23 protein-coding genes are annotated in these 24,499 nt (G+C 72.2%); 16 read left to right on the top strand and 7 right to left on the bottom strand.

What is annotated here, in order from left to right:
- Positions 1-332: 332 nt before the first annotated feature.
- Positions 333-2,219 (bottom strand): phosphatidylglycerol lysyltransferase domain-containing protein, encoded by a 1,887-nt coding sequence (locus RCR19_RS16845; RefSeq protein ID WP_331265894.1) that lies wholly within the window; start codon positions 2,217-2,219, stop codon positions 333-335.
- A gap of 205 nt (positions 2,220-2,424) precedes the next feature.
- On the opposite strand from RCR19_RS16845, the gene RCR19_RS16840 reads away from it, so the two are divergent.
- Together RCR19_RS16840 and RCR19_RS16835 are read left to right on the top strand one after the other, a co-directional pair.
- Positions 2,425-3,552 (top strand): alpha/beta hydrolase-fold protein, encoded by a 1,128-nt coding sequence (locus RCR19_RS16840; RefSeq protein WP_331265893.1) that lies wholly within the window; start codon positions 2,425-2,427, stop codon positions 3,550-3,552.
- 442 nt (positions 3,553-3,994) lie between these two features.
- A complete protein-coding gene (locus RCR19_RS16835) occupies positions 3,995-5,443 on the top strand; it encodes a hypothetical protein (protein ID WP_331265892.1) in 1,449 nt (482 codons plus the stop codon).
- A gap of 69 nt (positions 5,444-5,512) precedes the next feature.
- Here the strand turns inward: RCR19_RS16835 and RCR19_RS16830 are convergent, their stop codons facing one another.
- Both RCR19_RS16830 and RCR19_RS16825 read right to left on the bottom strand, forming a co-directional pair.
- The gene (locus RCR19_RS16830; RefSeq protein ID WP_331265891.1) at positions 5,513-6,841 is read right to left on the bottom strand and encodes a PH domain-containing protein; all 1,329 of its coding nucleotides are present in this window, start codon (positions 6,839-6,841) and stop codon (positions 5,513-5,515) included.
- Positions 6,838-7,329: a PH domain-containing protein gene (locus tag RCR19_RS16825; protein ID WP_331265890.1), complete on the bottom strand. Its 492-nt coding sequence runs from the start codon at positions 7,327-7,329 to the stop codon at positions 6,838-6,840. Before RCR19_RS16825 ends, RCR19_RS16830 begins: the two co-directional genes overlap by 4 nt.
- A gap of 31 nt (positions 7,330-7,360) precedes the next feature.
- Between RCR19_RS16825 and RCR19_RS16820 the strand changes: the two genes are divergently transcribed.
- On the top strand, positions 7,361-8,512 hold the full coding sequence (locus RCR19_RS16820) for an NADH-quinone oxidoreductase subunit D (RefSeq protein WP_331265889.1): 1,152 nt from the start codon (positions 7,361-7,363) through the stop codon (positions 8,510-8,512).
- Here RCR19_RS16820 and RCR19_RS16815 read toward each other — a convergent pair.
- Entirely contained in the window at positions 8,477-9,502 is a 1,026-nt protein-coding gene (locus tag RCR19_RS16815; protein ID WP_331265888.1) for an SAM-dependent methyltransferase, read from the bottom strand. The genes RCR19_RS16820 and RCR19_RS16815 overlap by 36 nt on opposite strands.
- 227 nt (positions 9,503-9,729) lie before the next feature.
- Here RCR19_RS16815 and RCR19_RS16810 point away from each other — a divergent pair, with 227 nt between their 5' ends.
- From RCR19_RS16810 to RCR19_RS16800, 3 genes are read left to right on the top strand one after another with little or no spacing between them, the layout of a single operon-like run.
- On the top strand, positions 9,730-10,935 hold the full coding sequence (locus RCR19_RS16810; protein WP_331265887.1) for a sensor histidine kinase: 1,206 nt from the start codon (positions 9,730-9,732) through the stop codon (positions 10,933-10,935).
- Positions 10,936-10,992: 57 nt separating this feature from the next.
- The gene (locus RCR19_RS16805; protein ID WP_331265886.1) at positions 10,993-11,664 is read left to right on the top strand and encodes a response regulator transcription factor; all 672 of its coding nucleotides are present in this window, start codon (positions 10,993-10,995) and stop codon (positions 11,662-11,664) included.
- Positions 11,665-11,710: 46 nt separating this feature from the next.
- Complete coding sequence (locus RCR19_RS16800) at positions 11,711-12,343, top strand: AAA family ATPase (RefSeq protein ID WP_331265885.1); 633 nt, start codon at positions 11,711-11,713, stop codon at positions 12,341-12,343.
- A 19-nt stretch (positions 12,344-12,362) separates the two neighbouring features.
- On the opposite strand, the gene RCR19_RS16795 is transcribed toward RCR19_RS16800, so the two are convergent.
- Positions 12,363-13,469: a DUF5937 family protein gene (locus RCR19_RS16795; RefSeq protein ID WP_331265884.1), complete on the bottom strand. Its 1,107-nt coding sequence runs from the start codon at positions 13,467-13,469 to the stop codon at positions 12,363-12,365.
- Between the two features lie 165 nt (positions 13,470-13,634).
- Positions 13,635-14,882: a beta-eliminating lyase-related protein gene (locus RCR19_RS16790; RefSeq protein WP_331265883.1), complete on the bottom strand. Its 1,248-nt coding sequence runs from the start codon at positions 14,880-14,882 to the stop codon at positions 13,635-13,637.
- Between the two features lie 207 nt (positions 14,883-15,089).
- Between RCR19_RS16790 and RCR19_RS16785 the strand changes: the two genes are divergently transcribed.
- From RCR19_RS16785 to RCR19_RS16740, 10 genes are all read left to right on the top strand, one after another.
- Positions 15,090-16,010, top strand: coding sequence for a DUF2520 domain-containing protein (locus tag RCR19_RS16785; RefSeq protein ID WP_331265882.1), 921 nt, complete (start codon positions 15,090-15,092; stop codon positions 16,008-16,010).
- Complete coding sequence (panC, locus tag RCR19_RS16780) at positions 16,007-17,023, top strand: pantoate--beta-alanine ligase (protein WP_331265881.1); 1,017 nt, start codon at positions 16,007-16,009, stop codon at positions 17,021-17,023. Before RCR19_RS16785 ends, panC begins: the two co-directional genes overlap by 4 nt.
- Positions 17,020-18,774: an L-aspartate oxidase gene (locus RCR19_RS16775; protein WP_331265880.1), complete on the top strand. Its 1,755-nt coding sequence runs from the start codon at positions 17,020-17,022 to the stop codon at positions 18,772-18,774. Before panC ends, RCR19_RS16775 begins: the two co-directional genes overlap by 4 nt.
- 5 nt (positions 18,775-18,779) lie before the next feature.
- A complete protein-coding gene (gene nadC, locus RCR19_RS16770; RefSeq protein WP_331265879.1) occupies positions 18,780-19,757 on the top strand; it encodes a carboxylating nicotinate-nucleotide diphosphorylase in 978 nt (325 codons plus the stop codon).
- A gap of 6 nt (positions 19,758-19,763) precedes the next feature.
- Positions 19,764-20,561, top strand: a complete 798-nt coding sequence (locus RCR19_RS16765) for a type III pantothenate kinase (protein ID WP_059133668.1) — start codon at positions 19,764-19,766, stop codon at positions 20,559-20,561.
- A 210-nt stretch (positions 20,562-20,771) separates the two neighbouring features.
- Positions 20,772-21,425: a hypothetical protein gene (locus RCR19_RS16760; protein WP_331265878.1), complete on the top strand. Its 654-nt coding sequence runs from the start codon at positions 20,772-20,774 to the stop codon at positions 21,423-21,425.
- A gap of 88 nt (positions 21,426-21,513) precedes the next feature.
- Positions 21,514-21,693, top strand: a complete 180-nt coding sequence (locus RCR19_RS16755; protein ID WP_331265877.1) for a hypothetical protein — start codon at positions 21,514-21,516, stop codon at positions 21,691-21,693.
- A 167-nt stretch (positions 21,694-21,860) separates the two neighbouring features.
- Entirely contained in the window at positions 21,861-22,391 is a 531-nt protein-coding gene (locus tag RCR19_RS16750) for a BlaI/MecI/CopY family transcriptional regulator (protein ID WP_331265876.1), read from the top strand.
- 28 nt (positions 22,392-22,419) lie between these two features.
- Positions 22,420-22,953 (top strand): amino-acid N-acetyltransferase, encoded by a 534-nt coding sequence (locus RCR19_RS16745; RefSeq protein WP_115975989.1) that lies wholly within the window; start codon positions 22,420-22,422, stop codon positions 22,951-22,953.
- A gap of 251 nt (positions 22,954-23,204) precedes the next feature.
- Positions 23,205-23,543: an Lsr2 family protein gene (locus RCR19_RS16740; protein ID WP_331265875.1), complete on the top strand. Its 339-nt coding sequence runs from the start codon at positions 23,205-23,207 to the stop codon at positions 23,541-23,543.
- On the opposite strand, the gene RCR19_RS16735 is transcribed toward RCR19_RS16740, so the two are convergent.
- Positions 23,522-24,115 carry an SCO3374 family protein gene (locus tag RCR19_RS16735; RefSeq protein ID WP_331265874.1) on the bottom strand — a complete coding sequence of 198 codons (594 nt, stop codon included), beginning with the start codon at positions 24,113-24,115 and terminating at the stop codon, positions 23,522-23,524. The two genes, RCR19_RS16740 and RCR19_RS16735, sit on opposite strands and share 22 nt — an antisense overlap.
- Positions 24,116-24,499 lie beyond the last annotated feature (384 nt).

Below are 24,499 nucleotides of genomic sequence, written 5' to 3'. Positions count from 1 at the left end.
CCCCCGGCGCGGTCGCGTTCGGTTCACGGGGCGGTCGGGGAGCGAGTGGTCCGGCCGAGGGCCGCGCGGGCGGGGCGGGAACGGCGGGGCGTCCGCCGAGGGCCGGCGGACGGCGCCCGGAAGCGGGGCGGGTCCACCGGTACGAGCCGCCGGGCGCCCCCGACGCGGTGCGGGGCCCTCGGCGGGATGTGTGCATACGGCCCTGCCGGCACCGGGTCGGTGCCGTCACGGCCGTCCTTGCACGGGACGGGGAGGACGGCAGCGACGGCGCCGGTCGCGCGGCCACGCCCGTCCGCGGTGCGCGCATCCCGAGACGGTGCGCGCCGGTGCGGTCAGACGCCGCTCGCCGCGCCCATGCCGCGGTCCGCGAGCCCGTGGGCACACGGGCGGGCGGACCGAGCCGTACGGCGAAGGAAGCGGGGGAGGGCGAGATTCACGAAGCCCTCCGCCTGCATCGCCGCGAGGCCGATGCGCGGCAGGTCGCGGGAGGACGCGTACACCACGAAGCGCGGCTCCCAGCGGGGCTGGAACTTCGCGTTGAACTTGTACAGGGACTCGATCTGGAACCACCGGGAGAGGAAGACCAGCAGTCCCCGCCATACGCGCAGCACCGGGCCCGCACCGATCTTCTCGCCGCGGGCCAGCGCCGAGCGGAACATCGCGAAGTTCAGGGAGACATGCCTGATGCCGAACTTCGGGGCGGCCTGGAGCGCGGCCACGATCAGAAGTTCGTTCATGCCCGGGTCCGCAGAGCGGTCGCGGCGCATCAGGTCCAGTGAGATCCCGTCCGTGCCCCACGGGACGAAGTGGAGGACCGCCTTGAGATCGCCGTACGGTCCGGTCTCGTCGTCCGCCCGTCCGTCCGCGGCGCGGCCCGAGGCACTTCGCGACGTCCCGTCGATCCGGTGCGCCGTGGCGATCAGGCAGTCGCCGTCGGCGGGATCGCCGATGCGGCCGAGGGCCATGGAGAAGCCGCGTTCGGTGTCCGTGCCGCGCCAGTTCTCGGCGGCCCGCCGTATGCGCTCCAGTTCGCCCTCGCCGAGATCACGGATGCGCCGTACCCGGGTCTCGTACCCCGCGCGCTCGATGCGCTTGACCATCTGGCGCACGTTGCGCATCGCGCGCCCGGAGAGGGAGAAATCCGCGACGTCCACCACCGCCTCGTCACCCAGTTCGAGGGCGTCCAGGCCGGTCTCCCGGGTCCACACCTCGCCGCCCGTCTCCGAGCAGCCCATGACGGCCGGGGTCCAGGAGTGGGCCCTGGCCTCGTCCATGAACCGCTCGATGGCGCCCGGCCAGGCCTCGACATCGCCGATCGGGTCGCCACTGGCCAGCATCACGCCCGACACGACGCGGTAGGTCACCGCCGCCTTGCCGCTCGGCGAGAAGACGACGGCCTTGTCGCGGCGGAGTGCGAAGTGGCCGAGCGAGTCGCGGTCGCCGTGCTTGTCCAGCAGGGCGCGCAGCCGTACTTCGTCGTCGTCGGTCAGCCGGGCGGCCGGATGTTCGGGCCGAAGGGCCAGATAGATCGTCGTGACCGCGGTCAGCAGGCCGAGGGCACCGAGCGAGAAGCCCACCGTCCAGGAGGTGTTGCCGGTGTAGTCGACCGGACCCTCGAAGCCGACCATGCCGTACAGGACGTGTTCGATGCGGTCGGACACGCTCGGATCGCCCACCAGGCGGTGCGGGTGGACGCTGACGATGATCAGGCCGAGGGACAGCGAACCGGCGCCCATGAGCACGAAGTTGGCGAGCGCGCGCCAGCGGCTGCGGGGGTCGGGCAGGGCGGCGAACTCACTTCGGTGACGCAGCAGCGGGAGCAGCAGCGCCACCGAGATGACGACGCCGATGACCGAATGGCGGTAGACGTACTCCGCCACGGCGCCCGCCGGAAGCAGCATCACGGCGGCGCGCCAGGCCCGGCGCTTGCGCCGGCGCAGCCCGTGCGCGAGGAGCAGCAGCAGGACGCCGGCGCTCAGCGAAAGGGCCGCCGCGAACGGGCCGAGCGAGCCGGGCAGCACCTCGGCCATGCGGTGCATACGGCTGTGCCGGAAACGCGGGAACACACCCGCGGCGATGTCCAGGAACCCCACGAGCATGCAGGCCCGGGCGATCAGCGCGGGGACGGCTTCCGGGCGAGGGCCACGGAGTATGCGCCGTGCTCCGCGCGATCGCTCCGGAACCTCGCCCGACTTTTCCCCATCTATCCTGACAGACATCGCATCCCGTATGTGTGCGAGAGAACTGGAGTCCGATGCCGATTCGGGCATCCGGCGACATTGCGCCCTCTAGGACGGTGTCTCGGGGAGAGAGGTTCACTCCCCATCACAAAGCCGGTTCAAAGCCGAAGGAAAGTCCCGGGCAAGCCCTCGCCAATCACGGGGGGCGGCCAAGGGACCACAAGGCACAGGCGGGAAAGGGCCCATGGGTCTCACGAGCAACAAAATGCTGGTAGTGGTCGTCGTGCTCGCACTGGCGCTGTTCGTCGGCACGGTCTGGCACTGGCCCCGGCTGTCGCGGCGCAGTTGGCGTGCCGTCGGGGGACGGATCGGTCTGCTGTTCGCCACCCAGCTCATGGTCTTCGCCTCGATCGGCCTGGCCGCCAACCAGGCCTTCGGGTTCTACGCCACCTGGACCGATCTGTTCGGCCGGGAGAGGGGGCAGGGTGTGGTCGTCGACCACGGGGCGGCGGGAGCGGGCGGCGGTCCGCTCCAGGTGGTCGGCACAGAGCAGGTGACCGTTCCCGGCGGCTCCCGTCCGGAGATCGGCGGCCAGATCCAGAAGGTGGAGATCGTCGGCCGGACGACCCGGATCGCCTCTCCCGCGTTCGTGTATCTGCCGCCGGAGTACTTCCAGGCGCGGTACCGCACACGGACGTTCCCCGCGTCCGTCGTGCTCACCGGCTACCCGGGAACGGCCGAGGCGCTCATCAAGGGGCTGCAGTACCCGCAGACGGCGCACGAACTGGCCGGGGACGGCAGGATGCAGCCGATGATCCTGGTGATGCTGCGACCGACCGTGGCGCCGCCGCGCGACACGGAGTGCGTGGACGTCCCGGGCGGCCCGCAGACCGAGTCGTTCTTCGCGAAGGACCTCCCCGACGCGGTGACGGCCCACTACCGGACAGGTGGGAGGCCGCGCAGTTGGGGCGTCATCGGCGATTCCACGGGCGGCTACTGCGCGTTGAAGCTGGCGATGCACCATCCGGACGTCTACGCCGCCGGCGCGGGCCTGTCGCCGTACTACAGGGCGCCGATCGACCCGACCACGGGCGACCTCTTCCGCGGGAACAAGGACCTGCGCAACCGCGCCGACCTGGGATGGTGCCTCAAACGCCTGGCCGCGCCCGACACTTCGCTGCTCGTCACCAGCAGCAGGGCCGGCGAGAAGGGCTACCGGTCCACGCTCGCGTTCATACGGCAGGTGCGGACCAGGAAGCCGACCCGGATCTCGTCGATCCTGCTCGACAGCGGTGGCCACAACTTCAATACCTGGCGGCGGGAGATCCCGCCTGCGTTGCAGTGGCTGAGCGGACGGCTGGGCGATCGCTGAGCGGGTGAATACGCGGGGGCGCCGACCGGAATTCGGGGCCATGCGAAGGAGTCCGGCTGCGCCGTGCGAGCTCCTCCTTGTGCGTTGTCGCCGGGCGGCCGTGGAATTCGCCGGGGCGAGCCGTCAAGTCCCTTTCCGGGGGAGAGGATCCGGGCTCGAGGACCGGGAAAGCGGTGTGCCAATGAATGATCTTGTACGGCCGTGGCGGCGGATCGGGCGGGAGGCCCCGGCGCACCGGACGGGAGCGGGGGAAGGGCCCTGCGGGCCTCGGTCGATCCGGGGTGTCGGGGCCCGAACCGGGTGCCGGATTCGGGGCGCCCGGACGCGGGAGGGTGGGTCATCCCTTTTTCCGGGGCCGGCGGGCGGGGTGAAGGTATCGGTGTGGCTGTGTTTTTACCGGGCGGGGCACCATCATTCGCCTACGCGCGGTAAGTTTCTGGCCATGCCACGTGGACGTCACCGCCATTCCCCGCCCTTGCACAGGCTGCTGCCCCCCTCGGTGATCGCCGGCGTCGCGGTCGTGTGCGCCGCGGGCCCCTGGTTGTTCACGGAGCCGTTGGTGCTCCGTGGGCTGGCCGCGGGCGCTGCGGCGACGATGGTCGTGGGCGCCGTCGTCATGCGCCGCTGGGATGTGGCCGCGGGTAAACATGTCGCCGACCTCACGCGCGCGCGGGCGAGCGACGAGTGGCACCACGAGGAACGGGTCGCCGAACTGGAGACCGACCTGGAGGAGTCGCGCGAACTGCGCACCAAACTGGAGCAGCGCCTCCGGGCCAAGCGCACGGAACTGGCCAATCTGCGCAACGAGCACGCCGCCCTGCTGCGCCGGTACGCCACGGCGGAGACGGAGCGTGCGACCGCCCTGGAAGGACGCCGTCTGCTGGCGATCGAGTCGACGGCGCCCGCACCGGAGCTGCCGGCGGGCGACTCGGAGACGTCCGGTGCGCAGGAGGCGGCCGACGACACCGACCGGAGCGAGCCCGCCGGTGCGGAGGCCAGGGACCACGAGGACGTCGCCGCCCCGGTCGAGGACGGCACGGTGGAGGACCCCGATGCGGAGCCGTCGGCCGCGGGGGTGTTCTCGCCCGACGGGTCCTCGCTCTTCATGCGGGCCGGCTCGGCGCTGGAGCGGCTGACGAAGGGCGGCGACGTGGCGCAGGAGGACGAGGCCGCGTCCTCGTCGCCCGAGCCCGCCGTGGAGGCGGAGAAGGACGCCGTGGAGGCGCACGAGGACGCCGTGGAGGCGACCGCCGCCGAGGACGGTGAGGCGGTCTCCACCGAGGACGGTGAGGCGGCCGAGGCGAGCACCGCCGCGGACGAGGGCGACGCCGGCAGCGCGCCCGGGACCGCCGGGACGCCGGCCACCACGGAGACCTCCCCCAGGAAGGGCGGCCCCGGCAACGGCGGCGGCCGGAAGCGCAACCCCGCCGGACCCGTGGCGCCCAAGGCCGCGGCCAAGGAGGGCGGCTCCGTCGTGCAGGGCGGGACCGAGGGGGCGTCCTCGGCGGGCGCGGGGCCCGAGCAGGCCGCCGCCCCGACCGCACAGCAGCCCCAGCCGTCCGCCAGGAAGCCGGCGCACAGCACCGGGCACTTCACGGTGCCCACCGCCGTGGCCGTGGTGCCGCCGACTCCGCGGCGCCGCGCGACCGTCGAGGGCGGTTTCGACTTCTTCGGTACGCAGAAGTCGCGGGCGACCCTGGACGCGGTGCAGAACGAGGACCTCGCGGACGTCGTCGGCCAGGAGGCGCTCGCGATGCACAAGGCGGAGTCGGAGTCCGGCTTCAAGCCCGCGGACCCGCAGGCGCGCGCCGTCGGCCAGGTCATCGACCTGACCGCCCATGACGAGACGGAGCAGATCGACGTCCAGGGGCTGCGCACCGCGGCGTCCTGAGGCAGATCGTCCCGTGCGAAGGGCGGCGGCACACGATGTGCCGCCGCCCTTCGCCGTCCGCGCCTTCGTCTAGGAGGCCATCCACCGGTCCGGCCGGGCGTCGCGGCGCCCCGTGCGCGACCGGTCCGCCTGGGCGTACAACACTGCCTGCGCCTCCTCGGCGTCCCGCAGGCGCGCCGTCACCGTCTTGTTGGCACCGGTGTCGACATGGATGTCGGCGACCCTCAGAAGCCGCTCCCAGGGCCCCCGCGTGAGCCGTACGCTCTGCACCTTCGCATGGGGGACCAGGGAAAGACTGCGGCGCAGCAGGCCGCGCCGGGCGGCGAAGACCGTGTCCGTGACGGCCAGTCCGTGGCCGCGCCACCAGAACGGGACGCACCAGCCCGCGCGGCGCGGCGGCCGGGACAGCGACGACGGCACGGTCACCCCGGGCAGCACCCGTGCGATCACCGCCTCGGCGGCCTCGCGCGGGGCGACGGGCACGAGCACGGAGTTGGAGGAGCCGGCCACGTCCAGCCTGACGTGCACCCAGCCGCGCCGCCGCCACAGCAGCGGTTCCACGATGCGCACGGCCTGCACCCGGCCCGGCGGCACGGTCTCGTGGGCGCGGTCGAGCAGGCCGTGGTCGATGCGGAGCCCGTCCGGCGACTCGCCCACGGTCCAGTCGTAGGAGGTGGCGAAGCGACCCGCGCTCCGCGTGGCGGCGCCGGCGAGCGGCACCCCGACGGCGAAGACCGTCCACAGGCTGTGGGTGACGAACCACAGCACCGTCGGTACGACGAGCGCGGCCGCCAGCGGGCCCCATGTCGCACCGGTGAGCAGCAGGGAGACCGCCAGCATGCGCGGCGGCACGTGCAGCAGTGTGCGGGCCGGCGCCTCGCCCACCTCGTGCGCCGTCTCAGGGGCGAAACCGGCCGCGCGGGCGAGGAGTTCGGCCCGCAGCCGGCGCGCCTCGGCCTCGCCGAGATAGGCGAGTTCGTCCTTCTTGTCGGTGCCTATGACGTCCAGTTTCAGCTTGGCGACGCCGGCGATACGGGCCAGCAGCGGCCGGGTGACGTCGACGGCCTGCAGCCGGTCCAGACGTATGTGTGCCGTGCGGCGGAACAACAGGCCCGTGCGGATGCGCAGTTCGGTCTCGGTCACCGCGAAGTGTGTGAACCACCAGGTCAGAAAGCCGTACAGGGCGGCGGCCAGGACGAGTGCCGCGAGACCTGCGAGGAGTGTGGTCGCGGTCAGTTTCGTCAGTTGCTTCTGTGCCTGGCCCGGATCGTGCACGGCCCAGCCGACGACCACGGTGACCGGCGCCCAGGCGCGCCGCAGCGGCGTCACGGGGTGCAGCCGCCGCTCGGTCGCCTCGTGCGGCCGGGATATGGCGGGCTCTGCCGCGGGCGTGCTCACAGCCCCGCCGACCGGGCCTCGCCGAGCGCTGTCAGCCGGTCCCGCAGCCGTTCCGCCTCGGCCGGTTCCAGGCCCGGAATGGTGGCGTCGGTCGCCGCCGCGGCCGTGTGCAGCTGCACGCTCGCCAGCCCGAAATGCCGCTCCACGGGCCCGGAGGTGACCTCGACGAGCTGCATGCGCCCGTACGGCACCACCGTCTGCTCCCGCCACAGCACGCCCCGGCTGATCAGCAGGTCGTCGGCCCGCTCGGCGTAGCGCCAGGACCGCCAGTTGCGGCCCAGCATGACCCAGCCCCACAGCAGCAGAGCCAGCGGCAGCAGCGCGAGCAGCGCCCAGACCGGCCCGGCGAACATCCCCGGGAGCAGTCCCACGGCCGCGGTCAGCAGTCCCAGCCACACCACCAGCAGCAGCCGCCGCATCCGCAGCAGTCCCGGCGGCAGCCCGGTCCAGGCGGGCTCGGCGGCCGTCCCCACACTCCCCATCTCCATGCCGCAAGCGTACGTACGAGAGACTGTGTCCATGACTCCTACGACGGAGACCATGGTCGGGATCGGCGGCGCCGCGGAGAGCACCGACATGGTGCTCAACATCGGGCCCCAGCATCCCTCCACGCACGGTGTGCTGCGGTTGCGGCTCGTGCTGGACGGAGAGCGGATCACGCATGCGGAGCCGGTCATCGGCTATATGCACCGCGGTGCGGAGAAGCTGTTCGAAGCGCGCGACTACCGCCAGATCATCATGCTCGCCAACCGCCACGACTGGCTGTCCGCCTTCTCGAACGAGCTGGGCGTGGTGCTCGCCGTGGAGCGGATGCTGGGCATGGAGGTGCCCGAGCGTGCGGTGTGGATGCGCACACTCCTCGCGGAGCTCAACCGGGTTCTGAACCATCTGATGTTTCTCGGCTCGTACCCGCTGGAACTGGGCGGGATCACGCCGATCTTCTACGCCTTCTCCGAGCGCGAGGAACTCCAGCACGTCATAGAGGAGATCTCCGGCGGGCGTATGCACTACATGTTCAACCGGGTGGGCGGCCTGAAGGAGGATCTGCCCGCGGGCTGGACGGAACGCGCCCGTACCGTCGTCGCCGATGTGCGCTCGCGCATGGACCGGTTCGACGACCTCGTGCTCGGCAACGAGATCTTCCGTGGCCGCACGCGCGGTGTGGGCGTCCTCGCACCGCGGGCCGTGCACGCGTACGGGGTGAGCGGGCCGATCGCGCGCGCCTCCGGCGTTGACTTCGACCTGCGCCGCGACGAGCCGTACCTGGCCTACCCGGAGCTCCAGGGCACGCTGAAGGTGGTCACCCGCCAGGAGGGCGACTGCCTGGCCCGCTTCGAGTGCCTTCTGGAGCAGACGCACAACGCGCTCGACCTGGCCGACGCCTGTCTGGACCGGCTGGCCGAGCTGCCGCCGGGGCCGATCAACCAGCGGCTGCCCAAGGTGCTCAAGGCTCCCGAGGGCCACACCTACGCCTGGACCGAGAACCCGCTCGGCATCAACGGCTACTACCTGGTCAGCAAGGGCGACAAGACGCCGTACCGGCTCAAGCTGCGCTCCGCCTCGTACAACAACATCCAGGTGCTCACCGAGCTGCTGCCGGGGACGCTGGTCGCCGACATGGTGGCCATCCTGGGGTCAATGTTCTTCGTGGTCGGGGACATCGACAAGTAGCCCGCCGAGAGAGGTCTCCGGCAGCCCGACGGGCTGGAGCAGCCAGCCGAAGTCGCCGAGGCCGCCGGAGGCGGTGAGTTCGGCGGCCGCCCCGGCCTGTGCGAGGGCGTGCACATAGGCCGTCGGATGCGTCGAGGCGAGCGTCAGCGGGGGGCGTCTGCCGGAGATCCCGAGGGCGTGCAGGGCCGCCCGCTGGGTCAGCAGCCGAGCCCCGGGCAGGGCGCACGCGTCCAGTGCCACATGTGCGGTGATGTCGCAGGACCCGTCCGGCACGGGGGTGGTCTCCCGGCCCTCGCGGAAGCCGGTGAGCGTCCCGAAGGGCGGCCGGGCGCCCTCGCGGTGCGCATAGTCGACGGCGACGGCGAGGCCACGGCCGACGGTGGCGACCGCGGCGGACCAGGCGGTGTCCCTGGGGAGGCCGATCTCGGCGCGGCACCCCTCGGCGGACAGCGGCCACCAGCGCTCCAGCCAGTCGGCCTGCGCGCCCTGCACCGGCTCCCCGAGGCGCTCGGTGCCGTCCTCGCGTACGAGGACCAGCCGGGCCACCCCGTCGGGCGCCGCCTCCACGACCTCGAGCGGCACATTGTCGAGCCACTCGTTGGCGAACAGCAGCCCGGTGATCTGCGTCGGGGGCTCGTCAAGCCACTCGATTGCGGGGTCGAGGCCGTCGGGGCGGCCGCTGATGTCCACGGCGCACGCGCGCGTGCGGGCGGCCACGTCCGGGGGCAGTGCGGCGAGGACACCGATGACCAGCTCGCCCCGGCCGGCCGCCATGTCCACGAACGTCAGCACGGCGGGATGCCCCAGGGCCTCGTCGACCCGGCACAGCAGACGGGCAACGGCGCCGGCGAAGAGCGGTGAGGCGTGCACGGAGGTACGGAAGTGCCCCGCCGGTCCCTCGGGCCGCCGGTAGAACCCGTCCGCCCCGTACAGCGCCTGCTCGGCAGCCGCCCGCCATCCACGCCACTCGCCGTCGCCCTCGTGTGCCACCGGGCCAGGCTAGGCGCGGTGCGGGCGGGTGTGGACGCCGGTGGGGCCGTAAGCGCTCGGCGCGCGCGACCCGCGCCCCGGGCGTGCGCGCCTCCGGCCGTCCGGTATCCGCGCATCTCCAGCCGTCCGGGATCACGGAGCATCCACCTTGCGGAGTACACGTGTCCGCCCGGGATCGGCCCTCCGGTTGACCCATGCACGCAGTGCGCTTCCCTACGCTGGGTCACGTGCAGCGCCTCTATGACTTCCTCCGCAGGCACCCGACGTGGGTCGACGGCTTCTGGGCCGTCGTCCTGTTCGGGCTCTCCTGCGTGAGCGTGACGAACCTCGACGGGGCGCCGAACTACCACGGATCGCTCCCCGTCGCGCTCACGGTCTCCGTCGTGCTCTGCACGGTCGTCGCGCTCCGCCGCCGTATGCCCGAGAAGATGCTTCTCGTGGCCGCGGCGGTGGGGCTGGCGCAGGTGGTGCTCGACCAGCAGGCGATCATCGCCGACTTCGCCATGCTGGTGATCATCTACACGGTCGCCGCGGACGGCGCCGCCTGGGCCTCACGCGTCGGCCTGGTCGCCGGCCTGGTGGCCGGAACCCTGGCCCAGATGCGCTGGCCGGAGGAGCGCACGAGCGTCCTGGGCAACATCGCCATAGCGGTCTTCAAGACCGTGCCCTTCGCCCTCGCCTGGGTCCTCGGGGACTCGCTGCGCACGCGCCGCGCGTACCTCGCCCAGCTGGAGGAACGTGCCGCCCGGCTCGAGAAGGAGCGCGAGGCGCAGTCCAAGGTCGCGGTCGCCGCGGAGCGCGCCCGTATCGCCCGCGAGCTGCACGACGTGGTCGCCCACAACGTCTCGGTGATGGTGGTGCAGGCGGACGGCGCGGCGTACGTCCTCGACACCGCCCCCGACCAGGCGAAGAAGGCCCTGGAGACGATCTCGGGGACGGGCCGGCAGGCCCTCGCCGAGATGCGCCGCCTGCTCGGCGTGCTGCGCACCGGCGAGCACAAGGAGGCCGGGGAGTACGTTCCGCAGCCCGACGTCGAGCAGATCGACGAGCTCGTCGAGCAGTGCCGCAGCGCGGGCCTGCCCGTGGACTTCAAGGTGGAGGGCACCCCGCGTCCGCTGCCCAGCGGCGTGGAGCTCACGGCGTACCGCATCGTCCAGGAGGCGCTCACCAACACGCGCAAGCACGGGGGGCCCAACGCGGGCGCCAGCGTGCGCCTGGTCTATTTCGACGACGGCCTCGGGCTGCTCGTCGAGGACGACGGCAAGGGCGCCCCGCACGAGCTGTACGAGGAGGGCGGCGCCGACGGGCAGGGCCACGGCCTGATCGGCATGCGCGAGCGGGTGGGCATGGTCGGCGGGACCCTGGACGCGGGCCCCCGCCCCGGGGGAGGCTTCCGCATCAGCGTCCTGCTGCCGCTCAAACAGGCCCATTGACACGTGCACCCTCGACCGCCCGCCCACGACCCGCTGAAGTTCGACCGGAGGACCCCCATGCCGATCCGCGTGATGCTCGTCGACGACCAGGTGCTGCTGCGCACCGGGTTCCGGATGGTGCTGGCCGCCCAGCCGGACATGGAGGTCGTCGCGGAGGCGGGCGACGGTGTCGAGGCCCTCCAGGTGCTGCGCGCCACCGAGGTGGACGTGGTCCTGATGGATGTGCGCATGCCGAAGCTGGACGGTGTGGAGACCACCCGCCGCATCTGCTCGGAGCCCGACCCCCCGAAGGTGCTGATACTGACCACCTTCGACCTCGACGAGTACGCGTTCTCCGGGCTGAAGGCGGGCGCCTCCGGGTTCATGCTCAAGGACGTGCCACCGGGCGAACTGCTCGCCGCCATCCGCGCGGTGCACAGCGGGGACGCCGTGGTCGCGCCGTCCACCACCCGCCGGCTTCTCGACCGGTTCGCGCCGATGCTGCCGGGCGGCACCACCGAGCCCCGGCACAAGGAGCTGGAACGGCTCACCGACCGCGAACGCGAGGTCATGGTGCTGGTCGCGCAGGGCCTGTCGAACGGGGAGATCGCGGCCCGGCTCGTGCTGTCGGAGGCGACCGTGAAGACCCATGTCGGGCGCATCCTGACGAAACTGGGGCTCAGGGACCGGGTGCAGGTGGTCGTCCTCGCGTACGAGACCGGTCTCGTACGGGCGGGCGGACACGGTTGAGCCACCGTGTGGTCGCCGGGACACCGGCGACCACTAGGGTCGGCGCATGCTCCTGTGGATCAACGGCCCCTTCGGGGGCGGCAAGACACAGACCGCACACGAGATACGCAGGCGCCTGCCCGGCAGCGTCATCTGCGATCCGGAGGACGCCGGATTCGGACTGCGCCGCATGCTGCCGCCCGAACTGCGCGGGGACTTCCAGGACCTGGCGTCCTGGCGGCAGGGCGTGGTCGAGGTGCTCGATCTGACGCTGACCGAGCACGACGGTGTGGTCATCGTCCCCATGACGGTCACGGACCCGGACTACTTCGCGGAGACGATCGGGCGGCTGCGCGAACTGGGCCACGACGTACGGCACTTCGCACTGCTTGCACAGCGCGAGACCGTGCTGGAGCGGCTGCGGGAGCGCGGCTTCGGGAATGTCCTGCAGTACGTCGCAGGCAAGGGATCCTCGCTGCGCAGGGAGAGCTGGGCCGTCAAGCAGCTGGACCACTGCCTCGAGCGGCTGCGTGAACCCGAGTTCGCCGAGCACCTGTGGACGGACCACTCCACGGTGCCGAAGACGGCGGACCGGATCGCCGTGCTGGCCGGGCTCACGCTCGGACCCAACAACGACGGGCCCCTGCGCACCCGGCTGCGGCAGGCGAAGGTCGGGCTCCGGCACATCCGCTTCGACTGAGTGTCCCGTCGCGCGGCGGCTACCGCAGGAGTCCCTCCAGGAAGTCGCTGCCCAGCCGGGCCACCGCGGCCACGTCCAGCTGGTGCAGGACGTACCGGCCGCGGCGGCGGGTGGTGAGCAGGCCCGCCTTCTTCAGGGCGCTGAGGTGCCGGGATATCTCGGGTGCCGTCATGCCGTGGATCTGGGCCAGCTCGCCCGTGGTGAAGGCGCTGCGGGCCAGACTGCGGCACATGCGCATCCGCGTCGGGTGGGACAGGGCCGCCAGCCGCAGGGTCAGCTGCTCCACCGACGGCGGGGCGGCCGGCTCCGGGTGGCTGACCGGATAGTGCAGCACGGGCTGCCAGCCGTAGCGGTGCAGCACCATCAGGTGCGGCCGGCCGAGGCTGGTCGGGACGAGCAGAAGGCCGCCGTCCATCGTGGCGCTGCGGCCGCTGCCGAGTTTGTCGACGACGATCCGGGCCCCGGCCTCGTCGAGGGTCACCGCGGAGGACACCGACGCCAGCGCCTCGGCCAGGCCCTTGCGGCGCAGCAGGTCCGTCTTGTGGCGGGCGTCCGCCGCGAGCTGGTGCCGCAGCCGGGACCAGGTGTCCGCGAAGAAGGCAGCGTCGCAGTCCTCCAGGAACTGCCGCAGCCAGGCCCGGGTCCGCGGCGGGTCGGCCAGCAGCCGCTCGGTGAAGCGCAGCTGCTGTGGTCCGCGGGCGGCGGCCAGCTCCAGCGCCCGTCGGCGGGCTTCCGCGTCGGCTAGCGCGGCCGGGCCGGGCACGCTGTACGGCAGCGCGCATGTGAACTCGAGCGCCGCGTCCACGAACTGCTCGTCGCTGAGCTTGTCCAGCAGGTCCAGGTCCTCGGCGAGGCCGGCACCGGGAAGCGTGCACCGGCCGGGTACGCCCGCGTACGGCAGGAAGAGGTCCGAGTACGTCGTGCGCCACAGGAAGTCGGCTTCGGACATGCGGTCGGCGAGATGCGAGTCGAGTCCGGCGGTCACCGTGGTCGCCCAGCCCTGGAGCCCAGGATGGTGACCGGGCTCGGACAGCGCGTGGAGGGCCATCCCGAGCTCGGCCAGGGGTGAGGCCACCACGGCGATCTGCTCCGGCCGCAGCCCGGTGATGTCGATGTCCACGCTCATGACCTCATGGTGCACCGTGTCACCGACATCGCGGTCCTCGCTTGACGGTGCTCGTCAATCGGTGCGACGCCGGGCCCCGACGGCCGCCGACCGGTGCCACCGGGGCAGCCCCGGCGCCTGCGGATCCCTGTCCGCCCCACACCTGCACGGTCCGAACGGCAGACCCTAGCTCCCGGCCGCCGGCAGCCGCTCCACGAAGTCGCTCACCGCCGCCCTCACGTCGTCCGCCGTCCAGGCCAGACCCTCGGCCCGTACGGAGACCTCCGTCAGGGCGAGGCCCGGACCGCCGCGGCGCCAGGCGCCGGCGAACAGGAGCCTGCCGGTCTCCTCGCCCTGCCGTACGGCGGCCTCCGCGAGGGTGTCCGGGTCGTGGGGCAGCCAGACCTGGAACTCATGGGTGTGCGGCTCCTCGGGGAACACCCGGGCCCACGGCACCCCGGCCGCGGCGAACCCCTCGCGCAGCGCCGCGGCGACCACGCGCGCGTGCCGCACGTACTCCGGCAGGCGGGGCAGCTGCCGCTCCAGGCCCGCGAGGGCCGACAGCACCGTGGGGAACTGCTGGAAGACGAGACCTCCGTAGCGGTGCCGCCAGGTCTTCGCCTCCTCCACGAACGTCCTGGGGCCCGCCACCGCCGCGCCGCCGAACCCGTCGAGGGACTTGTAGAACGACACATAGACGCTGTCCGCGAGCTCCGAGATCTCGTCCAGCGGGCGGCCGAAGTGGACCTCGGTCTCCCACAGGCGCGCGCCGTCGAAGTGCACCACCGCGTCCCGCTCGCGCGCGGCCCGGACGACCTCGGTCAGCTCCGCGAAGGTCGGGAGCACGAAACCCGCGTCCCTGAGCGGGAGCTCCAGCATCAGAGCGCCGAAGGGCTCCTCGAAGTCGCGGACCTCGTCGGCGGTCGGCAGCCGGGGCTCGCTCGTCACCTGGACCGGGCGCAAGGCGCTGACCTCGCTGAACGCCTTCCGCTCGTGCACTTCGGGGTGGGCGAGCGCGTGCAGGGCCACGGTGGGGTTGCCGGTGCGTCCCGCCCAGCAGCGCAGGGCCACCTGCTGGGCCATCGTGCCTGTCGGGAAGAAGGCGGCGGCCTCCTTGCCGAGCAGCCGGGCGACCTTCGCCTCCAGCGCCTCGACGACCCCGGAGCCGTAGATGTCGGCGCTCTCGTCCAGGTCGTACAGGTCCTGCACGCCGTCCAGCAGCGCCAGCCGCTCGCGGAGCGTCCCCAGCATGCCCGGACGTGCCAGGACGTGGTCCGCGCTCCTGAGGGCGGCGGCCCGGCGCTCGCGCCGCAGGCGGCCCGGCTCGTCGGCGGCCGGGGTCGGCCGCTCCTCCCGTTCGTCGCGAGCGGGGGCCGGCTCCGGCTCCCGCTGCCCTGCCGCCGGAACCCGGCTCCCGTCCGTCGTCTGCGTCATGTTCCCGTCCGCCCTCGTCACCTCGTCCTGACGCCCGGATCATGCCGTGCGCCGGCGTCGCCGGTCACCCCCGATTTCCTCGCCCCGCGCGACCTGCGAAAACCCACAGCCTGTGGACGGCCCGAACGGCCCGGGACCCAATCGCGTTAACATGACGAGAAATCGTCCGGTACCCGGAGCGGACTGGAACGGGAAGGCCACCGTCGAGTGAGTACATTCCAACAACCGGACCCGAAGGACCGCCCCGCGCGGCTCACCGTGGGCGTGGTCGGCGCCGGCCGCGTCGGGCCCGCGCTCGCCGCCTCGCTGCAGCTCGCCGGGCACCGCCCGGTCGCCGTCTCCGGTGTCTCCGACACCTCCCGCCGCCGGGCCGCGGCGATGCTTCCGGACGTGCCGGTCGTCCCGCCCGCCGATGTCCTGGAGCGCGCCGACCTGGTCCTGCTGACCGTGCCGGACGACGCGCTGCCCCGGCTCGTGGAGGGGCTGGTCGATACCGGAGCCGTACGGCCCGGCCACCTGCTCGTGCACACCTCCGGACGGTACGGCGCCAAGGTGCTCGACCCCGCCCTGAGGGCCGGAGCGCTGCCGCTCGCGCTCCACCCCGCGATGACCTTCACCGGCACCCCGGTGGACGTGCAGCGCCTGGCCGGGTGCTCCTTCGGCGTCACGGCGCCCGAGGAGCTGCGGCTGGCCGCCGAGGCGCTCGTGATCGAGATGGGCGGCGAGCCGGAGTGGATCGCCGAGGACATGCGGCCGCTCTATCACGCGGCTCTGGCCCTCGGCGCCAACCACCTGGTCACGCTGGTCGCCCAGTCCATGGAGCTGTTGCGCTCGGCGGGCGTCGAGGCCCCCGACCGCATGCTCGGCCCGCTGCTCGGCGCCGCCCTCGACAACGCCCTGCGCTCCGGCGACGCGGCCCTGACCGGTCCGGTCGCGCGCGGCGACGCGGGCACGGTCGCCGCGCACGTCGCCGAGTTGCGCAAGCACTCCCCGGGCGCCGTCGCCGGCTATCTGGCGATGGCCCGCGCGACCGCCGACCGGGCCCTGGCCCACGGTCTGCTGAAGCCCGAGCTGGCGGAGGACCTTCTCGGGGTACTCGCCAACGGGACCGAGGGGAGCGCCCGATGACCACCCTGCTGCACACCGCCGACGAACTGCACGCGCGCGTGCGGCAAGGCCGCCGTACCGTCGTGATGACCATGGGCGCGCTGCACGAGGGCCATGCCACCCTGATCCGCGACGCCCGTTCGATCGCCGGGGACGGGGGCGAGGTCGTCGTCACCGTCTTCGTCAATCCGCTGCAGTTCGGCGAGGGGGAGGACCTCGACCGCTACCCCCGCACCCTGGACGCCGATCTGAAGATCGCCGAGCAGTCCGGCGCGGACGTGGTGTTCGCGCCTTCCGTGGACGAGGTCTATCCCGGTGGCGAGCCCCGGATACGGATCTCGGCGGGGCCCATGGGGGAGCGGCTCGAAGGCGCCTCCCGCCCCGGCCACTTCGACGGCATGCTCACCGTCGTCGCCAAGCTTCTGCATCTCACCCGTCCCGATGTGGCCCTGTACGGGCAGAAGGACGCCCAGCAGCTCGCCCTGATCCGCCGGATGGTGCGCGACCTGAACTTCGGCGTGGAGATCGTCGGGGTGCCCACCGTGCGCGAGGACGACGGCCTGGCCCTGTCCAGCCGCAACCGCTATCTGGCGCTCGACGAGCGGCACACCGCCCTCACCCTCTCCCGCGCCCTGTTCGCGGGCCGGGACCGGCACGCCGCGCAGGAGGCGCTGCGCGCGCGTGCCCGCGAGGTGCCCTCCACGTACGCGCGCGCCGAGGCCCTGAGCGCACTGGGCGAGTCGCGTGCCGCCGCCGACGCGCACGCGGTCGCGAAGGCCGTGCCCGGTGGTCCCTCCGCGGTTCGTGCCGCCGCCCGGCTCGTCCTCGACGAGGCGGCCCATCTGGACCCGCCGCTCGTCCTGGACTACCTGGCCCTGGTCGACCCCTCGGACTTCACCGAGATCTCAGACGACTTCACCGGCGAGGCGGTCCTCGCCGTCGCCGCCCGGGTCGGGACGACCCGGCTGATCGACAACCTCCCTCTCTCCTTCGGAGCACCCGAGCCCGTCGACCCCTACGGAGCCGCCTCGTGACGAGCACAGGCATACGACTGCACGCACCCGAACCGGGTTGGTCCATCCCCGCGGACGTCGTGGTCGTCGGGTCCGGCGTCGCGGGCCTCACCGCGGCGCTGCGCTGCGAGGCGGCCGGGCTGAGGACGGTCGTGGTCACCAAGGCACGCCTCGACGACGGCTCCACCCGCTGGGCGCAGGGGGGCATCGCGGCGGCCCTGGGCGAGGGCGACACCCCCGAACAGCACCTCGAGGACACCCTGGTGGCGGGGGCGGGCCTGTGCGACGAGGAGGCGGTGCGCATCCTGGTCACCGAGGGCCCGGACGCGGTGCGCCGGCTCATCTCCACCGGCGCCCACTTCGACACCGACGGCGCGGGCGGTATCGAGCTCACCCGCGAGGGCGGCCACCACCGCCGCCGTATCGCGCACGCGGGCGGTGACGCGACCGGCGCCGAGATCTCCCGGGCCCTGGTCGAGGCCGTACGCGCGCGTGGGCTGCGCACGATCGAGAACGCGCTGGTGCTCGATCTGCTGACCGACGCCGAGGGCCGCACCGCGGGCGTGACCCTGCACGTCATGGGCGAGGGCCAGCACGACGGCGTCGGCGCCGTCCTCGCCCCCGCCGTGGTCCTCGCGACCGGCGGGATGGGCCAGGTCTTCTCCGCGACCACCAACCCCTCGGTGTCGACGGGCGACGGCGTGGCGCTCGCACTGCGGGCCGGGGCGGAGGTCAGCGACCTCGAGTTCGTGCAGTTCCACCCCACGGTGCTCTTCCTCGGCCCGGACGCGGAGGGCCAGCAGCCGCTGGTCTCCGAGGCGGTGCGCGGGGAGGGCGCCCACCTCGTGGACGCGGACGGTGTGCGCTTCATGGTCGGCCAGCACGAGCTGGCCGAACTGGCGCCCAGGGACATCGTCGCCAAGGGCATCACGCGCCGTATGCAGGAGCAGGGCGCGGAGCACATGTTCCTGGACGCCCGGCACTTCGGCGCCGAGATGTGGGAGCACCGCTTCCCGACGATCCTCGCCGCCTGCCGCACCCACGGCATCGATCCCGTCACCGAGCCCATCCCCGTCGCCCCGGCCGCCCACTACGCCTCCGGCGGCGTGCGCACCGACTCCCGGGGCAGGACGACCGTGCCGGGCCTGTACGCGTGCGGCGAGGTCGCCTGCACGGGCGTCCACGGCGCGAACCGGCTGGCCTCCAACTCCCTTCTGGAGGGCCTCGTCTACGCCGAGCGCATCGCGGCGGACATCGCACGCGGCCGGACGGAGGGCGGGCTGCACGCGCGCGTGCCCGAACCGGTCCCGCACCCGGAGAAGCCCGCGCAGCCCCTGCTCGCCCCGGAGGACCGCTTCGCCATTCAGCGGATCATGACGGACGGAGCCGGAGTGCTCAGGTCCGCGCGCTCACTCCAGGAGGCGAGCGACCGCCTCCACCGGCTGCACAGCGACGCGCGCGACGCCCTCGAGGAGAACGGCAAGACCTCCGAGCCCGGCGTCGACACCTGGGAGGCCACCAACCTCATGTGCGTCGCCCGGGTGCTGGTCGCCGGGGCCCTGCTGCGTGCGGAGACCCGTGGCTGCCACTGGCGCGAGGACCACGCCGACCGTGACGACGCCGACTGGCGCCGCCACATCGTCGTGACACTGAACCCGGACCGGACGCTGGCCGTACGCACCACCGACACCGCAGACTTCCCCCCGACCCTCCCCCAAGCCCTCGGCCCGGTCCGGGCAGTGGGCACCGCCATGCATTCCCAGGAGCAGTGACAGAAGTGAGCACCCCCGACCTTCCCCTCGTCCCGAGCGGCGGCTGCGGCGACGGCTGTGCCTGCGGCGCGAACGGCGACGAGGAGTACCTGGAGTGCGGGCTCGACCCCGCGCTCGCCCAGATCCTGGCCGACGCCGGGCTCGACCCGCTGGAGGTCGAGGACATCGCCAACGTCGCCATCCAGGAGGACCTGGCGCACGGCGTGGACGTGACCACGGTCGCGACGATCCCCGACGACGCGGTCGCCACGGGCGACTTCACCGCGCGCGAGGCCGGCGTCGCGTCAGGCCTGAGAGTGGCCGAGGCGGTCATCTCGGTGGTCTGCTCGGAGGAGTTCGAGGTCGAGCGCCATGTGGACGACGGGGAGCGGGTGGAGGCCGGTCAGAAGCTGCTGACGGTCACCGCACTCACCCGTGATCTGCTCACCGCCGAGCGCAGCGCACTGAACCTTCTGTGCCGGCTGTCCGGCATCGCGACGGCGACGCGCGCGTGGGCGGACGCCCTGGAGGGCACCGGGACGCGAGTGCGGGACACCCGCAAGACGACGCCGGGTCTGCGGTCCCTGGAGAAGTTCGCGGTCCGCTGCGGCGGCGGCGTCAACCACCGCATGTCCCTGTCGGACGCGGCGCTGGTCAAGGACAACCACGTCGTGGCGGCCGGCGGCGTGGCGCAGGCCTTCCAGGCGGTCCGCAAGATGTTCCCGGACTTGGCCATCGAGGTCGAGGTCGACACCCTGCACCAGCTGCGCGAGGTCGTCGACGCGGGCGCCGACCTGATCCTGCTGGACAACTTCACACCGGGGGAGTGCGAGGAGGCGGTGGCCATCGTCGACGGCCGGGCCCTCCTCGAGGCCTCGGGCCGGCTCACCCTGGAGACCGCCAGGGCGTACGCGGACACGGGCGTCGACTTCCTGGCGGTCGGCGCGCTGACCCACTCGTCCCCGATCCTGGACATCGGCCTGGACCTGAGAGCGGCGGAGTAGGCACCCATGCTGCTGACCATCGACGTAGGCAACACGCACACGGTTCTGGGCCTGTTCGACGGCGAGGACATCGTCGAACACTGGCGCATCTCCACGGACGCGCGCCGCACGGCGGACGAGCTTGCGGTGCTCCTCCAGGGGCTCATGGGCATGCACCCCCTCCTCGGTGAGGAACTGGGCGACGGCATCGACGGCATCGCGATCTGCTCCACGGTCCCGTCCGTGCTGCACGAGCTCCGCGAGGTCACCCGCCGCTACTACGGCGACGTGCCCGCGGTCCTGGTGGAACCCGGCATCAAGACGGGCGTCCCGATCCTGATGGACAACCCGAAGGAGGTCGGGGCCGACCGCATCATCAACGCGGTGGCGGCGGTCGAGCTCTACGGTGGTCCGGCGATCGTCGTGGACTTCGGCACGGCGACGACCTTCGACGCGGTCTCAGCGCGCGGCGAGTACACAGGTGGCGTGATCGCCCCCGGTATCGAGATCTCGGTGGAGGCCCTGGGCGTCCGAGGCGCTCAGCTCCGCAAGATCGAACTGGCCCGGCCGCGCGCGGTGATCGGCAAGAACACGGTCGAGGCCATGCAGGCGGGCATCGTGTACGGCTTCGCGGGTCAGGTCGACGGCGTGGTGAGCCGGATGGCCCGTGAGCTGGCGGACGATCCGGACGACGTCACGGTCATCGCGACGGGCGGCCTGGCCCCGATGGTCCTGGGCGAGGCCGCGGCGATCGACGAGCACGAGCCCTGGCTGACGCTGATCGGCCTGCGGCTGGTGTACGAACGCAACGTGTCACGCATGTAGGGCGCGTCACGGGGGCACCGCTCCGCGCCCCTTCGGGGGGCGCGGAGCGGTGCCGTGCGCGGTCCGCCGCGAGTTCGCGACGCGTCCGCCGCCGACCGTGCGCGCTCCTGACGTCGGTGACGGGCCCCACCCGCCCCCACCTGAGGGAACGGGAGAGCGACACGGCACCCCTTTAGGTCGATTTTGTCCGATTAGCGGTAGCGTCGCCGCATGCCCACGCCATACGGATCCCGTGGCGGCCTGGCGTTCGGCGCGGAGGAGCTGCGTGTGCTCCGCCGTGCCCTCGCCCTCGCCCTCCACCCCCGCACCGCTTCCGCCGAGGACGTCCAGGACTGCCTCCGCCTCGCCGATTCAGTCGACGAGGCGGTGCGCGAGGGTGCCCGACTGAGGGCCTTCCTGCTGGCGGATCTCGTGCGCTACCGGGCCGCCCTTCCCGGCGCCTCCACCGGCTATCTGGCCCTGCTGGAGGATGCCCTGCGTGCGGGCTACCGCCCCGTTCCGGACGATCTCGCCGCCCTGCGCGCACTGCGTGGCACACCTGTCGCGGCGGCCCTCCTCGACCGCTGCCGGGCCCTTGCCGACCGTGACGTGCGTGTGCACCTCATCCCGCCCCGGGCGGCCATTCCCGCCTCGCGCGCCCGCCTCACGGCCCTCCCGGGCGGCCGTGCGAGCGCGGACGAGCCGGCCGAGAAGCCGACCCGCAAGCCCGGGGAGAAGCCCGCCGAACGGCCGGAGAAGCCGGCCCCGCGCCCCGATCCGCAGTCGCCGCGCCCCTCGCGCCCCATCCCGACCCCGGGTGAGGTCTTCCCGCCCAAGCGAAAGCCGGGGCCTCCGCACGCGGAGCGGGAACTCGCCGTCGGCTAGCCCGCGCCGAGGGCGCCGTACCTGCCCCGATCCGTGCGACACCGACCCGACCGGGATACATGGGACGGGCCCTGGCTACTCTGGACGCATGGACTACGTCTCCGCGCTCGTGCCCCCGGTCGTCATGGCCGTCTTCTTCATCGGGCTCATCAGGGTGATCGTGAAGACCCAGGGCGGCGCCAACAAGGCCAAGGAGGACGCGGCCGTCGACGCCGCGCTCGCACGCGCGGACAGCGTCCGCAAGGCCACCCGCGACGCCGAGGTCTGACCCGCCCCGGGGCTCGCCCGGGCGGCACCCGCACACCGGGGGCCCTCTTCCGTCGTCCGGCGTACGACTCGCTGATTTTTCGAGCCGTACGCCCTTTTTGTAGCTCTTCGTCGGTCAAGGGCTTGTTCGGCAGGCCGTGGGAGACATCTCCCACTATTGTGCTGAACGTGCCTCGCCCATTGGGAGAACTCGAAGACGCGGTCATGACGCGGGTGTGGAAGTGGAACCGCCCGGTGACCGTTCGAGAAGTCCTGGAAGACCTTCAGCAGGAGCGCTCCATCGCGTACACCACGGTCATGACCGTTTTGGACAATCTCCATCAGAAGGGCTGGGTGCGCCGGGAGGCGGAAGGCCGCGCCTATCGATATGAGGCCGTCTCCACCCGTGCCGCCTACGCGGCCGCACTGATGAACGACGCCTGGTCGCAGAGCGACAACCCCGCCGCCGCTCTTGTCGCCTTCTTCGGCATGATGAGCGACGAACAGCGGCAGGCGCTGAGGGATGCGGTACGGATCGTGCAGGGACCGGAGACCGGTTGGGAGCCCCCCGGTACCGAAACGGCGCCCGCGGAGGCGGAATCCGCCGAATCCCCCGCGCCCCCGGGTGCCCCCGCGGGGAGCGAGGGCGAGAAGCCCGGGGGGGAACCCCGGCAAGAACCCCGCCGGGATGCGGGACGAGAAGAGCCCCGACGCCACTGAGGACCCCACCGGGCGATAGCGTCCGGTCATGGCAGCAGAGCGCCCCGAAGTCACCGCAAAAGCCATCACCGTTCGACGGGCCAGGACGAGCGATGTCCCGGCCGTTCGGCTCCTCCTCGACGCCTACGTCCGGCGCGGCATCCTGCTCGACAAAGCGACGGTGACCCTTTACGAGGACATCCAGGAGTTCTGGGTGGCGGAACGGGACGACAACGGCGAGGTCGTGGGCTGCGGCGCCCTGCACGTGATGTGGGAAGACCTCGCGGAAGTCCGTACTCTCGCGGTGAACCCTGTGGCCAGAGGGCTGGGCGCCGGGCATCAGTTGCTGGAGAAGTTGCTGCAAACCGCCCGCTGGCTCGGCGTTCGCCGCGTTTTCTGTCTCACCTTCGAAGTGGACTTCTTCGGGAAGCACGGCTTCGTGGAGATCGGCGAGACGCCCGTGGACACCGATGTGTACGCGGAGCTGATGCGTTCCTATGACGAGGGTGTGGCGGAGTTCCTCGGTCTCGAACGAGTGAAACCGAACACCTTGGGCAACAGCCGGATGCTTCTGCATCTGTGATCGCCAAGGGATCGCCGTCGACTATTCAGCAGTGCTTCAGCCCGACGACCTTGCCCGGGTTCCCTATGTCCGAAACGCGCATCTTTCCGTCTTCGGAGCGTGCTGTCGGGCTCTCCCCTAGGGTTTGTGTTTTTCCAGCAAAAGCGGTTTGCTTTCCGACGTACTGCAGTACTGCATATAACAGGGGACGCGATTCAGGCGGCACATGCCGTGCATCCTCGGCCCTGAAGTTATCGATGAAAGGAAATCCGGTGGCACAGAAGGTTCAGGTCCTTCTTGTCGACGACCTCGACGGTGGCGAGGCGGACGAGACCGTCACGTTCGCGCTGGACGGCAAGACGTACGAGATCGATCTCACCACCTCCAACGCGGACAAGCTCCGTGGCCTTCTCGACCCCTATGTCAAGGGTGGCCGTCGTACCGGAGGCCGTGCGTCGGGCGGACGCGGCAAGGCCCGTGCCGCAGCTTCCGGTGGCAGCCAGGACACCGCGCAGATCCGTGCCTGGGCGAAGGAGAACGGCCTGGAGGTCAACGACCGCGGCCGCGTCCCCGCGAGCATCCGCGAGGCCTACGAGAAGGCGAACGGCTGAGCGCACGAGCGCAGCAGCCGGACCCGGTGGCACTGTGTCGCCATCGTGTCGACCAGACGCACCAGATCGGGGGCGCCCTCACCGCCCCGCACGGCCGACAGCGTCGGCAGCAGAGGTTCCACCTCGCACCCCGGCTCGGGGGGCCGCAGCCACACGGCGGCCCCCTGCGACTCTTTCCGGTCCGGGGGGAGCGGCCGGGCTTCCGGGGTGCCGGCCGGACCCGGCGGCAGCGGAGCCTCCATGTGCCCGCCCGCCCCGATCGCCTTGAGATCCAGGGCCAGCGTGCCCCATTCCAGCCATTCGAGCAGTCCGGGTAATTCCTCCGCGCTTCCCGCGGCCACCAGCAGCCGCAGCCTGCCTCGGTACCGTGCCACCGGTGAGGCGGGCCCCAGATGCCGCAGCGCGGCCGGCCCGGCCTCGGCGGGCATTTCCAGCACGTCGAAGCGCACCCCGGTCGCCAGCCGCACCGGCTCCCCGGGCAGTGTCGCCCAGCCCAGCCCCTCCTCGTACCAGTGACGCACCGAACCGCTCGGGTCGGGCGGTCTTCGGGGGAGAGGCACCGTGTGGACCATGCCAGGAGCAACAGTGGAAGTCCGTTCGGGGTTACGCTGTGTGTCGAACCCAGTGCGCACAGTGCCGAAAAAGGGGGCATGTGGGGGTGTTCGGCGGCGCAAGGATGTTCGCCCGTAGCGGAGGGAACCGGTGCGCACGGCATGGAGTGTCAGTGCGTACGGGTAAGACATCCCTAGTGGGAGGGGGCGACCCGCGGAAAAGGCCGTCTCGCGTTCGCCAAAGGCGTACTGGTGAGTGGAGTGACTGCCTGGCCTGCGGGAACATCGTCTCGCACCATCGGGTTGGAGCAGATGTCGGCGTTCGGGGTCAGGAGGCCAAGGACGGTGTCGGCAGTTGGAATGAGCGGTCCCCGCTTGCGGGACTAAGCTGCGGAAGGACAGCGA

The sequence above is a fragment of the Streptomyces sp. WAC07094 genome (assembly GCF_036320405.1).
Classification (GTDB): Bacteria; Actinomycetota; Actinomycetes; order Streptomycetales; family Streptomycetaceae; genus Streptomyces; species Streptomyces lannensis.
The sequence above is the reverse complement of the archived record's forward strand: the minus strand, read 5'-3'. Positions and strand labels throughout refer to the sequence as shown.

Coding starts and splice junctions, on each gene's coding strand:
- RCR19_RS16845 (WP_331265894.1), bottom strand. CDS start 2,219: ATGTCTGTCAGGATAGATGGGGAAAAGTCGGGCGAGGTTCCGGAGCGA.
- RCR19_RS16840 (WP_331265893.1), top strand. CDS start 2,425: ATGGGTCTCACGAGCAACAAAATGCTGGTAGTGGTCGTCGTGCTCGCA.
- RCR19_RS16835 (WP_331265892.1), top strand. CDS start 3,995: ATGCCACGTGGACGTCACCGCCATTCCCCGCCCTTGCACAGGCTGCTG.
- RCR19_RS16825 (WP_331265890.1), bottom strand. CDS start 7,329: ATGGAGATGGGGAGTGTGGGGACGGCCGCCGAGCCCGCCTGGACCGGG.
- RCR19_RS16820 (WP_331265889.1), top strand. CDS start 7,361: ATGACTCCTACGACGGAGACCATGGTCGGGATCGGCGGCGCCGCGGAG.
- RCR19_RS16805 (WP_331265886.1), top strand. CDS start 10,993: ATGCCGATCCGCGTGATGCTCGTCGACGACCAGGTGCTGCTGCGCACC.
- RCR19_RS16800 (WP_331265885.1), top strand. CDS start 11,711: ATGCTCCTGTGGATCAACGGCCCCTTCGGGGGCGGCAAGACACAGACC.
- RCR19_RS16795 (WP_331265884.1), bottom strand. CDS start 13,469: ATGAGCGTGGACATCGACATCACCGGGCTGCGGCCGGAGCAGATCGCC.
- RCR19_RS16790 (WP_331265883.1), bottom strand. CDS start 14,882: ATGACGCAGACGACGGACGGGAGCCGGGTTCCGGCGGCAGGGCAGCGG.
- panC (WP_331265881.1), top strand. CDS start 16,007: ATGACCACCCTGCTGCACACCGCCGACGAACTGCACGCGCGCGTGCGG.
- RCR19_RS16765 (WP_059133668.1), top strand. CDS start 19,764: ATGCTGCTGACCATCGACGTAGGCAACACGCACACGGTTCTGGGCCTG.
- RCR19_RS16760 (WP_331265878.1), top strand. CDS start 20,772: ATGCCCACGCCATACGGATCCCGTGGCGGCCTGGCGTTCGGCGCGGAG.
- RCR19_RS16755 (WP_331265877.1), top strand. CDS start 21,514: ATGGACTACGTCTCCGCGCTCGTGCCCCCGGTCGTCATGGCCGTCTTC.
- RCR19_RS16745 (WP_115975989.1), top strand. CDS start 22,420: ATGGCAGCAGAGCGCCCCGAAGTCACCGCAAAAGCCATCACCGTTCGA.
- RCR19_RS16735 (WP_331265874.1), bottom strand. CDS start 24,115: ATGGTCCACACGGTGCCTCTCCCCCGAAGACCGCCCGACCCGAGCGGT.